Genomic DNA, 14,819 nt, shown 5'->3' on the forward strand with positions numbered 1-14,819 from the left:
ACCCCATCAGGCGACCTGCCCCTCATTCGAGGCGCGAATGACAGCGATGGCAAGATCGTGGGGTGCCGATCGAGCAGCCCGGCAGTGTCGAGCCGGAGACCCAGGTGTTCGCGAAGATCCCGACCGAGCAACCGGAGGCGGCGACCGTTCCCGGAGTCGCTCCCGTAACGCCCACTCCATCAGCACCCCCGGCGACGCCCGCCGCCGCGACCGCTCCGACGCCCGCGCGCAAGCCCAAGTCGCTGACCAGGCGGCTCGCCCGCCGCATCCTCGGCCCGACCCTGATGACGAAGAAATAGGTTCCGGCGGCTACCGGTCGGGGACCTGGCCCAACCCGCCGCAGACCCGGCAGGCGGTCCGGTCCTCGTTGAGCCCAGAACCATGGCAACGGCTGCACTCCTTCACAGAAGAACAGTGTCCGCTTCTACTCCGAGTGGTGGCAGCCGCCAAGCAGGGACGGTCACGGCAATAATGGGTGACCCCCATCGTTCACGCTCGGTGATCAGGCCTGGGTGGACGGTCCGGCTGGAATCTCGTTGGCGTGGGCGACGTTTCCCGGTACCGAGCGCCCGCTCTCGGCGTGCGGGACTCTCCACCAGCCCGAGCAGCCGCGCGGGCACGGATGCGACATCTCGTGCAGCACAAGGCCTTCTGGACCGGGAACCGGCTGTTGCCACGACATCGTCCCTGACCCCTGGCACAGTCGGCAGGGGTCGTCTTCACGCTCCACACCCGGTTATTACTCCACACCGGACAGTTCGGGCAATCGCTTGATCGAGGGGAGACAACCGATGGCAGTCGTCGTGGTGACGGGAGCGGGCTCCGGCGTGGGACGCGCGGCCGCGCGAACCCTGCTGGAAGCGGGCTTCCAGGTGGCGCTGGCCGGTCGCCGCGAGGACGCGCTGACCGAGACCGCGGACGGCTTCCCCGACACGGCGTTCGTCGTGCCCACCGATGTGTCCCGAGAGGACTCCGTCGTCGCGCTGTTCGACGCGGTGGTCGCCCGGTGGGGCCGCGTGGACGTGCTGTTCAACAACGCCGGGACGAACGTGCGCGCCACGCCGGTCGAGGAGTTCAGCCTCAGCGCGTGGGAGAAGGTCGTCGGCGTGAACCTCACCGGCGCGTTCCTGTGCGCCCGTGAGGCCTTCCGCGTGATGAAGACCCACGGCGGCGGCCGGATCATCAACAACGGCTCGATCTCCGCGTCCGTGCCGCGCCCGCACGCCGTGGCCTACAACGCGACCAAGCACGCGATGACCGGGCTGACCAAGTCGTTGTCGCTGGAGGGCCGCCCTCACAACATCGCGTGCGGGCAGATCGACATCGGCAACGCGGCGACCGCGATGACCGAGCGGATGGGTCAGGGCGTGCTGCAGGCGAACCTCGAGACCGCCGCGGAGCCGACGTTCGACGTGCGGCACGTGGCCGACGCCGTGCTGTACCAGGCCCGGCTGCCGTTGAACGCCAACGTGCAGTTCATGACCGTGATGGCCACGACCATGCCCTACATCGGGAGAGGTTGAGCCTGGTACATGCCGCCGCCGCGTTCGAGCAGACCGAAGTCGACCAGGTAGCGGCGGATGGTGACGTGGTCGACCTCTCCCCCGTCGCACCACGCCTGGAGCCGTTCGTTGATCTCGGTCTCCTCGTAGTACGTCCGCGCCTCGAAGGCCTTCGACGCGACGTGTTCGAGGATCTTGCGACGGCGTTCGTGCGCGACCGGCAGCGAGATCAGCTTGTCCCCGCGCACGAACGGCGCGAGCCCGTCGGCGGGCACCTGCTCGGTGAGCGTCGCGGCGAGCGGCTTGAGGTCCGCGGGTCGCGCGGGCTCACCCTCGACCAGTCCGGCCTCGCGCAGCTTGCGCAGCGCGGTCCCGGCGTCCTTGACCTCGAGCCCGGAGGCGGCGGCGACGTCGGCGAGGGTCCCCGCCCCGAGGACGACGGCGGCGAAGGCCCGCAGCCTCGCCGGTTCGGCCAACGCGCGCACGACAGACTCCGGAGTGGTCATGTCTGCGAACCTAACGCCTCCGTCCACCGGTTTTGCCCGCTACTTCGACGGTGCTACTTCGACGGCGCCCCCTGCCAGTCGCTCACCGGCCCACGAGACCTTCGGCCATGACGTCCTTCAGGTAGGTCTCGACGTCGGGCTCGGCGGGCTCCAGGACGTGCCGCACCCACGCGCGGCGCTCGTGCTCCAGCGGCGGCAGCTCCCACACGCAGCCGATGAGGTCCTTGGGGATGACGCCGAAGCGCGTGAGGTCGGGGTCGGTCGAACCGAGGAACGGCTGGTCACCGGACACGGCGGTGCGGCAGTGCAGGACGTTGTCCCAGACCCAGTTGTAGGCGTTGAGGTACATGCCCGCGGCGCTGCGGTGCAGCACGGTGACGGTGGCCGGCGGGGTCGGGTCCTCGAAGTCCGGGTAGATCGTGGGCAGGAACGCGTACGCGGCGGCGCGGACCTCGTCGGTGATCTCCAGGCCCGGGGTGACGACCTCGTAGCGCTTGACGTGCCTGCCCGCGATGAGCAGCGGTTCCTTGACCGCCAGCTCCTTCTCGTAGAAAGCCATGCGTCGAACGTATGAGCTAACACTGACAACCTGTGTCAGTGGTGTGTGCCAGTGTGGTCGCGTGCGTGCGAGCCGACTGGTGTCCCTGATCCTCCTGCTGCAGACGAAGGGCCGGATGACGGCGCAGGCGCTCGCCTCCGAGCTGGAGGTGTCGGTGCGCACGATCTACCGCGACGTCGAGTCGCTGCACGCGTCCGGGGTGCCGCTCTACGGCGACGCGGGCCCGGCGGGCGGCTACCAGCTGCTCGACGGCTACCGCACCAAGCTCACCGGCCTGACCGAGCAGGAGGCCGAGTCGCTGTTCCTCGCGGGGCTGCCGGGGCCGGCGGCCGAGCTGGGGCTCGGGGACGCGGTGTCGGCTGCGCAGCTCAAGCTGATGGCGGCGCTGCCGTCGTCGATGCGGGTGCGGGCGGCGCGGATGACCGAGCGGTTCCACCTCGACGCGCCGTCGTGGTACTCCGACCCGGAACGGTCGCCGTTCCTCGCTCCGGTGGCGGACGCGGTGTGGCGGGAGCGGCTGCTGGAGGTCGGGTACCGGCGGTGGCAGGCGCCGGAGGACGTCACGAAGGTGCTGAAGCCGCTGGGGCTCGTGCTCAAGGCGGGGCGCTGGTACCTGGTGGCGCAGGGGGCGTCGCGGATCTCGACCTACCGGGTGGCGCAGATCCGGTCGGTGGAGGTGCTGGAGGAGTCGTTCGAGCGGCCGGCGGGGTTCGACCTGGCGGCGCACTGGGCGGCGTCGCTGGAGGACTTCCAGGCACGGCAGTTCACCGGCGAGGCGGTGGTGCGGTTGTCGCCGCGGGGGTGGGAGTCGTTCGCGTCGAACGTGCTGCCGGCGGTGGCGCGGGCCGCGGAACGGTCCGCTGTGGACGATGGCGGGTGGGTGCGGGTGACGATCCCGATCGAGTCGGTCGGGCACGCGGCCGGGATGTTGTTGCGGATGGGCGGCGAGGTCGAGGTGCTGGCGCCGGACGAGCTGCGCGCGCACGTCGCGTCGGTGGTGCGGGAGCTGGCGTCGATCTACCTGACGTGAGCGAGCTGCCGGTCGTGCCACCGCGCCAGCGCGAGCTGTGCGGTGAGGGCACCCAGCAGGGCCATGAACATGTCCCACTGGGTGTCCCAGACGTCGCCCTGGGTGCCGAGGAAGTCCTCCGCCGCCGAGCCGCCGATCACGGCCGACGCCCATTCGAGCAGCTCGTAGGTCGCGCTGAACGCCAGGCACACGCTCACCACGAGCACGAACAGCCAGCCGCCCGGCCGCAGCGGGGTCTTGCGCAGCAGCAGTTCGCGGGCGAGCACGGCGGGCACGAAGCCCTGGACGAAGTGGCCGAGCCGGTCGTAGTGGTTGCGCGCCAGGTCGAACCAGTCCTGCACCCAGAACCCGAGCGGCACGCGGGCGTAGGTGTAGTGGCCGCCGAGGATCAGCACGAGCGCGTGCAGGAACAGCAGCCGGTACAGCAGCGGTGTCAGCCGGAACCGCCGGTAGGTGGCGACGAGGATGACCGCGCCGATCACGACGGGTCCGACTTCGAGGTACCAGGTCGTGCGGTCGTACGGCGCGATGCCGGACACGACCAGCGCCACCGCCGTCAGCGCCAGCAACACCAACGGTTCGGTGGGCCTGTGCTTCTCAGAGCTCACGGATCACCTTGCAGGGGTTGCCGACGGCGAGCACGCGCGGCGGGATGTCGCGCGTGACGACGCTACCGGCTCCGATGACCGCGTTGTCGCCGATCGTGACCCCGGCGCAGACGATGACGCCGCCGCCGAGCCACACGTTGTTCCCGATGGTGATCGGCGCGGCGGTCTCGAACCGTTGCCGGCGGGCCTCGTGGTCCTCGATCGGGTGCAGCGCGGTGAGCAGCTGGGCGCGCGGGCCGATGGAGACGTCGTCGCCGATGGTGATCGTGGCGCAGTCCATGAGGATCGCGTCGTAGTTGAGGAAGCTGTTGGAGCCCAGGTGGATCTGGTAGCCGTAGTCGCACTGCAGCCGCGGCATGACCCACGAGCCCTCGCCGACCGAGCCGAAGAGCCGGGCGATGACGGCGCCGTCGCGGGTGGCGTTGAACTCGTCCACGAGCGCCTGTGCGTGCTGCCGTTCGGCGACCAGCTCGGGGTCGGAGTCCTTGTACAGCTGCCCGGTCATCATCTTCTGCTTCTCGGTGATCACCCTTCGAGAGTGCCCGATCGCAGCAGCGCGCGGGCCCTGTTCGCGGCGATCTCCATCAACGCGGTGAGGTGCGCGGCGTCGGCACCGGGTGGCGGCTCGACCGCGAGCACCACAGGTGTGGTGGCCGGAAGTGGCGGTTTCGCAGGCAGTTGACCTGCTGGTTCGACGGAAACCACCACAGGTGTTCTGGTTCCGACGGGTCCGGCGACGCGGTCCTTGAGCGCGCCGAGGAGCTCCTGTTCCGGTTTTCCCTTGAGCAGCAACAGCACGAACGGGTCGGCGTCGAGCAGCCAGCCGACCTGGAAGGCGAGCGCGGCGGCGTGGCGGCACGGCAGTTCCCAGCCGTCGCAGTCGCAGTCGGGTTCGAGGTCGCCGATGCCGGGCAGCAGGTCCACTCCGGACTCCTCGGCGGCGGTGACGAGGTCGCGCGGCATGTCGTTGTCCAGCAAGGCGGCGATGTGGCCGGGGTGGTCGGCGACGCGGTCGAGGAACCGTCCCCAGTGGACCTCGCTGAGCGACGGGACGGCGACGGTGGTGTTGTGGACGGTGCCGACGTCGTGGACCTGGGCGTGCAGCCGGCCGGGACTGACGGTGATCGGGCCGACGACGCCGGCGTGGGCGTAGCGGCGGCCGAGGCGGACCGTGCGGGTGTCGAGGGCGGTGTCCTCCAGCGCCTTCACCCAGGCCTTGCCCCACCAGGTGGTGGCGACGCGGCGCTTGACCTTCGGGAACGCGGCGAACCCGCGTGCGGTCATCAGGAGCTCCTGAGCTGGACGAGGTCGGCGAGCTCGGCGTCGGTCAGCTCGGTGAGGGCGGCGTCCCCGCCGTGCAGGACGGCGTCGGCGAGGTCGCGCTTGTCCTGCAGCAGTGAGGCGACGCGGTCCTCGACGGTGCCCTCGGTGACGAGCTTGTGGACCTGGACGGGTCTGGTCTGGCCGATGCGGTGGGCGCGGTCGGTGGCCTGGTCCTCGACCGCCGGGTTCCACCAGCGGTCGAAGTGGATCACGTGGTCGGCACGGGTGAGGTTGAGGCCGGTGCCGGCGGCTTTGAGCGACAGCAGGAACACCGGTGCCCTGCCCTGCTGGAAGTCGTCGACCATCCGCTCCCGGTGCGCCACGGGGGTGCCGCCGTGCAGGAACAGCGTCGGGTGCTCGATGTGCTGCTGCAGGAGCTTGGCCATGCCGACGTACTGGGTGAAGACGAGCGCGGCGCCGTCCTCGGCGACGATGGTGGCGAGCAGTTCGTCGAGCAGGTCGAGCTTGCCGGAGGTGCCCCGCAGCCGGTCGTGGCCGAGGTAGTGCGACGGGTGGTTGCAGATCTGCTTGAGCCCGGTGAGCAGTGTCAGCACGAGCCCGCGTCGTGCCATGCCGTCACTCGCCGCGATCCGGTCGAGGGTTTCGCGGGTGAGCGCCTCGTAGAGCGCGGCCTGGTCGGTGGTGAGGGAGACGGGCAGGTCGGTCTCGGTCTTGGCCGGCAGTTCGGGGGCGACGCCGGGGTCGGACTTGCGGCGGCGCAGCAGGAACGGCCGCACGACCTTGGTGAGGGTGTCGTCGGGCGCGGGCCAGCGGGTGCGGAACGCGCGGTGCGTGCCGAGCAGGCCCGGTGTCGTCCAGTCCAGGACGGACCACAGCTCGGACAGCGAGTTCTCGACCGGGGTGCCCGACAGCGCGACGCGGGCGGCGGCGGGGATCGAGCGCAGTGCCTTGGCGGTGCCGGAGTGCGGGTTCTTGACGTGCTGGGCCTCGTCGGCGACGACCATCCCCCACTCGTGCTGCCGCAGCGCGTCGGCGTCCAGGCGCATGGTGCCGTAGGTGGTGAGGACGACGCCGGACTCGGCGAGGGTCCGGTGTGGACCGTGGTAGCGGGTGACCGGGGTGCCGGGGGCGAAGCGGCGGATCTCGCGTTCCCAGTTGCCGAGCAGGGAGGCGGGGCAGACGACGAGCGTCGGGTGCGGGTGGTCGCGGTGCAGGTGCAGGGCGATGAGCGTGACGGTCTTGCCCAGGCCCATGTCGTCGGCGAGGCAGGCGCCCAGGCCGAGGCCGGTGAGGTGGGCGAGCCAGCGCAGTCCGTGGAGCTGGTAGTCGCGCAGCTGCGCGTGCAGTGCGGCGGGTTGCGGGATCTCGGGGATGGTCGTGACCGCGGTGGTGAGGCTGTGCGCGGCGACGGGGACGGGTTCGCCGTCGACGATCGCGGTGCCGGTGAGCGCGGCCGTGACGGCTTGGACGGCGGTGAGGGGCTTGAGCTCGCGGCGGACGCGGTCGCGCAGTCGCGGGTCGACGAGGACCCACTGGTCGCGCAGCCGGACGATCGGACGGCCGGCTGCGGCGATGGCGTCCATCTCGGCGTCGGTGAGCGCGTCGTCGCCGAGGGCGAGCTGCCAGCGGAACGTGAGCAGGTCGTCGGCGCGGAACCGGCCGTTCGGCTCGCCGATGACGGCCCTGGCGGACAGTGTGGTGGTGAGGTCGCGGGGCCAGTGGACCTCGATGCCGGTGCCGAGGAGCTCGGCCACCTCGTCGTCGGTGAGGTCGGCCTGGTCGAGCAGGCGGTGCAGCAGAGGCCGGCCGAGGCGGCCGATCGCTTTGATGGCGTCGAGCTCGCGGCCGGAGCCGCGCACGTCGCGCGGGTGGGGGTCGGTGACGTGGCGGACCTGGAGGATGCCGCGGAACCGCCGGTCGTCGGTCGTCTCGACGCGCACCGAGAGGGTGACCTGCTCGTCGGCCCACGCGGTGAGCTCGGGAACGTCGTGGACCTCCGTGCTCGCGAACGGGCCGTCGCCGCCGCGCGGCAAGACGTCGGCGACGGCGTCGAGGAACCCGCGCAGCTCGTCGTAGTCGCCGTGCGCGGCGAGGCGGCGCAGGTGCAGCTCGTCGGCGTGGTCGAGCGGCCCGACCCGCCAGGTGTCGTGCTCACCCGCGGTCACGCTCGGCACGATCCGGCCGCGGGCGACGAGAGCGAGCGCCGTCGCAGCGGCGACACCCCAGTAGTCGTCGCGGCGGAGGACGTCCGGCAGGGCTTCGAGGAGGGGTTTTCCGTGGAGGCGGCCGAGCCGGGGAGGGTCCGCTGGCGTGAACACACCTTGTACCGTACAGCATACGGTACGGTAGGGTCGGCTGGTGATCGAACACACGGGCAGCGGTGACCCGGCGCGGACGCTGGCGTTGCTGTGGCGCACGCAGGAGCGGACCAGCCGCAAGGGCAAGCCGGACCTGAGCGTGGACCGCATCGTGGCGGCGGGGATCGCCCTGGCCGACGCGGACGGGCTCAAGGCGCTGTCGATGCGGCGGGTGGCCGAGTCACTGGGCGTGGGGACGATGTCGCTCTACACCTACGTGCCGGGCAAGGGCGAGCTGATCGACGTCATGGTGGACACCGTGCAGGCCGCGACCGGGCGTGAACCGGCGGCCGGGTGGCGCGAGCACCTGACGTACGTGGCGCGGGAGAACCTGGCGCTGTACCGGCGGCACCCGTGGTTGTTGCAGGTAGCGCCGTCGCGGACGGTGCTGGGGCCGCAGGTGGCGGCGAAGTACGACTTCGAGCTGCGGGGCCTGGAGGGCGCCGGCCTGTCGGACGTCGAGATGGACTCGGTGCTCAACCTGGTGCTCGGGCACGTGCAGAACTCGGCGCGGGGCCTGACCGCTGCGGCGGTGACCGAGAAGGAGACCGGGCTGACCGACCGGCAGTGGTGGGACGCGGCGGCGCCGGTGCTGATGACCGTGTTCGACCCGGCCCGCTACCCGGTGGCCGCGCGGGTCGGCGGTGCCGTCGGCGAGGCGCACCAGAGCGCGTTCAGCCCGGAGCACTCGTTCGAGTTCGGACTGGAGATGATCCTCGACGGGGTGGGCCGGCTGGTCGCGGCGCGCGCGTAGCCACCAGTCGAGACGATCATCTCGTTACGGCCGGGTGACACCTCACGGGATGCGTCGTTAATGCGCACGTGGTGTCCTCCGGGTGCCTACAGTTACGCGACGCCGATCAAGTTGCCGTGGGAGGCCCGCTCGTGGTGATCGACTCGCAGCCGCGGCAGGCGCTGGTGCGCCGGGTCACCGGTCTGGCGCGGTCGACTCCCGGCCGGTTGGGCCTGATCGTCGTGGTGCTGGTCGTGGCGAGTCTCGCGAGCGGCTGGCTGTCGACGTGGAGCGTGGACCGGCAGGAACGGGCGCTGGAGGACCTGGCGACCCGGTCCGAGCCGCTCGCGCACGCGGCCCAGGAGGTCTACCGGGCGTTGCAGGACGCCGACGCCACGGCGGCGAGCGCGTTCCTGTCCGGCGGCCTCGAACCGCCGCAGCTGCGGGAGCGCTACGAGAAGGACATCGCGCAGGCGCAGGCCGCGTTGTCGGTCGCGACGGCCTCCTCCCCCGACCTCACGACGACCCTGGCCGCGCAGCTGCCGGTGTACACGGGGCTGATCGAGACGGCGCGGTCGAACAACCGGCAGGGCTTCCCGGTCGGCGCGGCCTACCTGCGCGAGGCGTCCGGGCTGATGCGCACGCAGCTGCTGCCGGCGGCCCAGGAGCTGTACCGGGCGGAGACCGACCGGGTGGGCCGTGCCCAGGACGAGGCGGACTTCCCGGTGGTGCCGGTGCTGGTCGCGCTGGCGTTCGTGATCGCACTGGTGCTGGTGCAGCGGTACCTGACGCGCAAGACGAACCGGCTGCTCAACGTGGGTCTGCTCATCGCCACGGGCGCGGCGGCGCTGTCGCTGCTGTGGGTCACCACGGTGTCGGTGCTGGTCATGAACAACGTGTCGGACTCGCGCACGGCGTCGGCGAAGGTAGACGTGCTGGCCCAGGCGCGGATCGCGACCCTGACCGCGCGCGGCGAGGAGACGCTGACCCTGGTCGCACGCGGCTCGGGCCAGACCTACGAGAAGAACTTCCTCGAGGTGTCGCAACGCCTGCAGGGGCTGCTGGACCAGGCGGGACGGCTGGACGACACCGACGCCGTCGACGCGGCGACCCGGCACTTCCAGGAGTGGCAGCAGGTGCACCAGCGCATCCGGCAGGCCGACGACGCGGGCCAGTACACCGAGGCGGTCGGGCTGATCGGCACCCCGGCGTTCGACTCGCTGGACCAGGACCTGGTGAAGGCGATCGGCCAGGCCCGGCAAGACTTCAGCGACGAGGTGGCGGTGGCGCGGACGTCGCTGGCGGGCACCGTGGTGGGGGTCGTGGTGCTGGCGCTGATCGGCGCGGCGGGGGCGACGATGGGGTTGTGGCAGCGGCTCAAGGAGTACCGATGAGGCGACTGGCACTGGCGGGTGTGCTGCTGCTCGGCGCGTGTTCGGCGGGCCCGGCGCCCAGCGAGGTCGTGCCGCGCGGCGGCCCGGCCCCGGAACCGGCCAACGCGAGCACCGTGACGGCGGCGCCGAGCAGTTCGGCGGCGCCCGCGCCGTCGTGCGACGCGACGGCGAGCCTGCGGCCGGGGGTGCTGCCGCCGGCGGGTCAGATGCCGGCGGGGTCGACGATGGAACGGATCCTGCAGCGCGGCCGGGTGATCGCGGGGGTGGACCAGAACTCGTACCTGATGGGGTTCCGCAACTCGTTCACCGGCGAGATCGAGGGCTTCGACGTCGACGTGGCACGGCAGATCGCGAAGGCGCTGTTCGGGGACGAGAAGAAGGTGCAGTTCAAGGTCGTCACGTCGGCCGAGCGGATCCCGATGCTCAAGAGCGGGGCCGTCGACGTGGTGGTCCGCACGATGACCATCACCTGCGACCGGCTCAAGGAAGTCGACTTCTCGCAGGTCTACTACCAGGCCGGGCAGCGCGTGCTGGTGCGCCGCAACTCCGGGATCGGCGGTGTGGAGGGGCTCGCGGACCGCAAGGTGTGCGTGGCGGCCGGGTCGACGTCGCTGGGCAACGTCGTGACCAGGGCGAAGACGACGGTGAGCGTGCCGAACTGGACCGACTGCCTGGTGATGTTGCAGCAGGGGCAGACCGACGCGATCTCCACCGACGACACGATCCTGGCGGGGCTCGCGGCACAGGACCCGTACACCGAGGTGGTGGGGTCGCGGTTCACCGACGAGTCGTACGGGGTGGGGATCCCGAAGGGGCAGGAGGACCTGGTCCGGTTCGTCAACGGCGTGCTGGAGCGGATGCGGGCCGACGGGACGTGGCGCGGGATCTACGACCGGTGGCTGAGCAGGCTGGGCCCGGCACCGACGCCGCCCGTCGGTCGTTATCGGGACTAGGGGGTCGAGATGGCTGAAGAGGTGGACCTGCCCGAGACGGGGCCGTCGACGGCGCCGGGCACCGCGCCCTGGTCGGCGTCGCAGGAGACCGCGCGACCGGGTTCGGGGCGGGCGCGGCGCGGCAGTGCGCGGTCGATGAGCCGCGGCCGGTTGGGCGCGGGCCTGGTCGAGGTGCCGCGGGTGCCGTACCGGGACCCGACGACGGCGGTGCTGGCCGACCCGGAGGTGCCGGAGGCGAAGCGGTTCTGCTCGAAGTGCGGCAAGAAGGTCGGGCGGGCGAAGGACGGCAAGCCGGGCCGGGTGGAGGGGTTCTGCCCGCAGTGCGGGCACGCGTACTCGTTCACGCCGAAGCTGGCGCCGGGTGAGGTGCTGCACGACCAGTACGAGGTGCTGGGGTGCCTGGCGCACGGCGGGCTGGGCTGGCTGTACCTGGCGCTGGACCACGCCGTCAGCGACCGGTGGGTGGTGCTGAAGGGCCTGCTCGACTCGGGTGACGCGGACGCGATGGCGGCGGCGCTGGCGGAGCGGCGGTTCCTGGCCGAGGTCGAGCACCCGAACATCGTGAAGATCCACAACTTCATCCGGCACGCGGACCGCGAGAGCGGCAACCTCGTCGAGTACATCGTGATGGAGTACGTCGGCGGCGAGTCGATCAAGGACATGATCACGCGCCGGCGCCGGGAGGGCCGCGGCGACGAGGCGCTGCCGCTGGCGCAGGCCATCGCGTACGTGCTGGAGATCCTGCCGGCGGTGGGCTACCTGCACGGCGTGGGGCTGCTGTACTGCGACTTCAAGCCGGACAACATGATCCACACCGAGGAGCAGCTCAAGCTGATCGACCTGGGCGCGGTGCGGCGCATCGACGACCACCACTCCCCCATCTACGGCACGGTCGGCTACCAGGCGCCGGAGATCGGCACGATCGGCCCGTCGGTCTTCTCCGACATCTACACGGTCGGGCGGGCGCTGGCGGTGATGAGCTTCCCGTTCGACTTCCGGGGCGCCTGCAAGGACCGGCTGCCGTCGGCGGACGAGGAGCCGCTGCTGGCCCGGTTCTCCTCGTTCCACCGGTTGCTGCTGCGCGCGACGAACCCGAACCCCGAGCTGCGGTTCTCCTCCGCGGAGGACATGGCCGAACAGCTCACGGGCGTGCTGCGGGAGGTGCTGGCGATCGAGGACGGCGTGCCGCGGCCGGGCATGTCGCGGCAGTTCACGCCGGAACGCCGCCGGTTCGGTGTGGAGGGCGCGCTCGACCTGCGCGAGGTGGCGCTGGCGTTGCCGGCGCCGAGCGTGAGCACCTCGGACGCGGCCGCCTCCTGGCTCGCGACGGCCACGACGTCGGACCCGGCGGGGCTGCGCAAGGCACCGCAGGTCACGGTGGAGGTGCGGCTGCGGATCGTACGGGTGCTGATCGAGTCCGGTGACACGGCGGCGGCGTTGCGAGAGCTGGAGTCGCTGACGGCGCCGTCGATGTTCGACGAGCCGGAGCTCGACCCGGCGGAGGACTGGCGGCCCGACTGGTACCGGGGGCTGGCGGCGCTGGCCGACGACCGGCCGGGTGACGCGCTGGGGTTCTTCGACGCGGTGTGCTCGGCGGTGCCGGGCGAGGCGGCGCCGAAGCTCGCGCTGGGGGCGTGCACGGAGGCGGTGGGCGACGGCAAGGCGGCGGCCGGCTGGTACGAGCTGGTGTGGCGCACCGATCACTCGTACGTGTCGGCGGCGTTCGGGCTGGCGCGGGTGTTGCTCGCGTGTGGTGACCGTGCGCGAGCGGTCGAGGTGCTGCTGTCGGTCCCGGACACATCTTCGCAACACTTGCCGGCGCAGATCGCGGCGGTGCGCGCGCAGCTCGGCGACTGCGGTGCCGAGGACCTCGTCGCGGCCGGGGAACGGTTGCGGGACTTGGACATCGACGTCGCGTCGCACACCCAGCTGTCGGCGGAGGTGCTGGAGGCGGCGTACGACTACGTGACCCGCAATCAGGCCGCCGAGGGGAGGGTGCTGGACTGTGCACTCTCCGAACACGAGCTTCGGCTGGGTCTCGAGCGTCGCTACCGCACGCTCGCCCGGTTCGCGGCCACGCCGGAGGAACGGATCGCATTGGTGGACCGCGCGAACGCGGTAAGGCCTAGGACGTTGGTTTGATGGACACCCTGAAGTGCCCGGAGTGCTTCGCGCCCGTAGCGCCGGAAGACCGGTTCTGCGAGGCGTGCGGGCGCAACCTGCTGGTCCGCCGCACGCCGCTGGGCGGGCCGACCGGTCCCGCGCAGGCGTCGTGCATCCTGTGCGGCTCGCCCGACATCGACGACGAGGACTACTGCACGCAGTGCGGCCGTCACCAGCCCTCGGCGCGTGACCGGGTCGAGTACGCGCTGGGCTCGGTGTCCGGTGTGTCGGACCGCGGCAAGCGCCGCGCCCGCAACGAGGACTCGATGGCGTTCGGCACGGTCGCGGGCAAGGGTGTCGCGGCGGTGGTGTGCGACGGCGTGGCGTCGTCGGAGAGAGCCGAGCAGGCGTCCCAGGCCGCAGCGGACGCCGCGGTGGACGTGCTGATCAACGCCCTGATCGACTCGGCGGACGCCGAGCAGGCGATGGTCGACGCGGTCGCGGCCTCGTGCTTCGCGGTAGAGCAGCTGGTGGAGGCCGAGCCGGTGGAGGCGGGCGGCCGGGGTGTCGCGCCGTCGTGCACGTTCGTGTCGGTGCTGGTCACGCAGGACTCGGCCACGATCGGCTGGGTCGGCGACTCGCGCGCCTACTGGCTGTCCGCGGACGGCTCGAAGCAGCTCACGACGGACGACACGTGGGCCGCGCAGCTGGTCGCGGAGGGCGTGCTGACCGAGGAACAGGCCCGCACGGACCGCCGCGCGCACGTGCTGTCGCGGTGGATCGGCGCGGACGCGGGCCCGGTGGTGCCGCAGGTCGTGACGCTGCCGCTGACCTCGGCGGGGACGTTCCTGCTGTGCTCGGACGGGCTGCACAACTACCGGCCGGAGCCGCAGGACCTGGAGCCGTTGCTCGGGTCGGGGCCGGAGGAGTACGTGAAGGTGGCGCTGGACGCGGGCGGCCACGACAACATCACCGTCGTGCTGGTGCCGTTCGCGCCGGCCGACTGAACCCCGGGGAGACGACGAGAGTGACTGCTGTGCGCGGGACGACCGTGGACGTGACCACCGCGGACGGTGTCGCGGACGCCTACGTGGCGCATCCGGACGGCGACGGTCCCTTCCCGGCCGTGCTCTTCTACATGGACGCGTTCGGCCTGCGGCCGCACCTGGAGAAGATGGCCGACCGGCTGGCGGCGGAGGGCTACCTGGTCCTGGTGCCCAACGTCTTCTACCGCGCCGGCCGGGCACCGGTGGTCGAGCTGCCGGACTTCATCGACCCGGCGGCCAGGCCGGGGCTGTTCGAGCAGATCATGCCGATGCTGCGGTCGCTGACGCCCGAGGGGCTGATGAGCGACGCGCGGGCGTACCTGGGGTGGCTGGCCGACTCGCCGCTGGCCGCCGGCGGACCGGTCGGCATCACCGGCTACTGCATGGGCGCGGGCCTGGCGCTGCGCACGGCGGGCACCTACCCGGACCGGGTGGCCGCGGCGGCGGGCTTCCACGGCGCGAACCTGGCGTCGGAGGCGGACGACAGCCCGCACCTGCTGGCCGGCGAGGTCACGGCGGAGCTGTACTTCGCGCACGCCGACCAGGACTCGGCGATGCCGGTGGAGCAGATCGACCGGCTGGAGAAGGCGCTGACCGACGCGGGCGTGACGCACCGCTGCGAGGTCTACGCGGGTGCGCACCATGGCTACACGCAGGCCGACACGGCCGCCTACGACGCCGAGGCGGCGGAGCGGCATTGGACGGAGCTGCTGGCCCTGTTCGAGCGCACGCTCACGCCGTGAC

General features: G+C 71.7%; 15 protein-coding genes. 9 read left to right on the plus strand and 6 right to left on the minus strand.

Going from position 1 to position 14,819, the window contains the following annotated elements; genetic code table 11:
• Positions 1-62 precede the first annotated feature (62 nt).
• Entirely contained in the window at positions 63-299 is a 237-nt protein-coding gene (locus ACFWV3_RS02390; protein WP_382407331.1) for a hypothetical protein, read from the plus strand.
• A gap of 492 nt (positions 300-791) precedes the next feature.
• The gene (locus tag ACFWV3_RS02395) at positions 792-1,523 is read left to right on the plus strand and encodes an SDR family oxidoreductase (protein ID WP_382407333.1); all 732 of its coding nucleotides are present in this window, start codon (positions 792-794) and stop codon (positions 1,521-1,523) included.
• Here the strand turns inward: ACFWV3_RS02395 and ACFWV3_RS02400 are convergent.
• Together ACFWV3_RS02400 and ACFWV3_RS02405 are read right to left on the minus strand one after the other, a co-directional pair.
• Entirely contained in the window at positions 1,505-2,008 is a 504-nt protein-coding gene (locus ACFWV3_RS02400) for a DUF2087 domain-containing protein (protein WP_382407335.1), read from the minus strand. The genes ACFWV3_RS02395 and ACFWV3_RS02400 overlap by 19 nt on opposite strands.
• Before the next feature lie 82 nt (positions 2,009-2,090).
• Positions 2,091-2,567: a hypothetical protein gene (locus tag ACFWV3_RS02405; protein ID WP_382407337.1), complete on the minus strand. Its 477-nt coding sequence runs from the start codon at positions 2,565-2,567 to the stop codon at positions 2,091-2,093.
• Between the two features lie 61 nt (positions 2,568-2,628).
• Here ACFWV3_RS02405 and ACFWV3_RS02410 point away from each other — a divergent pair, with 61 nt between their 5' ends.
• A complete protein-coding gene (locus ACFWV3_RS02410) occupies positions 2,629-3,597 on the plus strand; it encodes a helix-turn-helix transcriptional regulator (RefSeq protein ID WP_382407339.1) in 969 nt (322 codons plus the stop codon).
• On the opposite strand, the gene ACFWV3_RS02415 is transcribed toward ACFWV3_RS02410, so the two are convergent.
• Genes ACFWV3_RS02415 through ACFWV3_RS02430 form a run of 4 tightly spaced genes read right to left on the minus strand, consistent with a single transcriptional unit; the run spans position 3,585 to position 7,807 of the window.
• Complete coding sequence (locus tag ACFWV3_RS02415) at positions 3,585-4,205, minus strand: DUF2238 domain-containing protein (protein WP_382407341.1); 621 nt, start codon at positions 4,203-4,205, stop codon at positions 3,585-3,587. The genes ACFWV3_RS02410 and ACFWV3_RS02415 overlap by 13 nt on opposite strands.
• The gene (locus tag ACFWV3_RS02420) at positions 4,195-4,713 is read right to left on the minus strand and encodes a sugar O-acetyltransferase (RefSeq protein ID WP_382408140.1); all 519 of its coding nucleotides are present in this window, start codon (positions 4,711-4,713) and stop codon (positions 4,195-4,197) included. Before ACFWV3_RS02420 ends, ACFWV3_RS02415 begins: the two co-directional genes overlap by 11 nt.
• Before the next feature lie 17 nt (positions 4,714-4,730).
• Entirely contained in the window at positions 4,731-5,489 is a 759-nt protein-coding gene (locus tag ACFWV3_RS02425; RefSeq protein WP_382407343.1) for an SWIM zinc finger family protein, read from the minus strand.
• Positions 5,489-7,807, minus strand: a complete 2,319-nt coding sequence (locus ACFWV3_RS02430) for a DEAD/DEAH box helicase (protein ID WP_382407345.1) — start codon at positions 7,805-7,807, stop codon at positions 5,489-5,491. Before ACFWV3_RS02430 ends, ACFWV3_RS02425 begins: the two co-directional genes overlap by 1 nt.
• Positions 7,808-7,844: 37 nt before the next feature.
• Here ACFWV3_RS02430 and ACFWV3_RS02435 point away from each other — a divergent pair, with 37 nt between their 5' ends.
• From ACFWV3_RS02435 to ACFWV3_RS02460, 6 genes are all read left to right on the plus strand, one after another.
• On the plus strand, positions 7,845-8,600 hold the full coding sequence (locus ACFWV3_RS02435; RefSeq protein WP_382408142.1) for a TetR/AcrR family transcriptional regulator: 756 nt from the start codon (positions 7,845-7,847) through the stop codon (positions 8,598-8,600).
• Between the two features lie 131 nt (positions 8,601-8,731).
• Positions 8,732-9,973: a hypothetical protein gene (locus ACFWV3_RS02440; RefSeq protein ID WP_382407347.1), complete on the plus strand. Its 1,242-nt coding sequence runs from the start codon at positions 8,732-8,734 to the stop codon at positions 9,971-9,973.
• The gene (locus ACFWV3_RS02445) at positions 9,970-10,926 is read left to right on the plus strand and encodes a glutamate ABC transporter substrate-binding protein (protein ID WP_382407349.1); all 957 of its coding nucleotides are present in this window, start codon (positions 9,970-9,972) and stop codon (positions 10,924-10,926) included. Before ACFWV3_RS02440 ends, ACFWV3_RS02445 begins: the two co-directional genes overlap by 4 nt.
• 9 nt (positions 10,927-10,935) lie before the next feature.
• Positions 10,936-13,068 (plus strand): tetratricopeptide repeat protein, encoded by a 2,133-nt coding sequence (locus ACFWV3_RS02450; RefSeq protein ID WP_382407351.1) that lies wholly within the window; start codon positions 10,936-10,938, stop codon positions 13,066-13,068.
• Positions 13,068-14,036 carry a PP2C family serine/threonine-protein phosphatase gene (locus ACFWV3_RS02455; protein WP_382407353.1) on the plus strand — a complete coding sequence of 323 codons (969 nt, stop codon included), beginning with the start codon at positions 13,068-13,070 and terminating at the stop codon, positions 14,034-14,036. The genes ACFWV3_RS02450 and ACFWV3_RS02455 overlap by 1 nt, the downstream gene beginning before the upstream one ends.
• A gap of 20 nt (positions 14,037-14,056) precedes the next feature.
• A complete protein-coding gene (locus tag ACFWV3_RS02460; protein WP_382407355.1) occupies positions 14,057-14,818 on the plus strand; it encodes a dienelactone hydrolase family protein in 762 nt (253 codons plus the stop codon).
• Position 14,819 lies beyond the last annotated feature (1 nt).

The organism is Lentzea sp. NPDC059081 (genome assembly GCF_042738015.1).
Classification (GTDB): Bacteria; Actinomycetota; Actinomycetes; order Mycobacteriales; family Pseudonocardiaceae; genus Lentzea.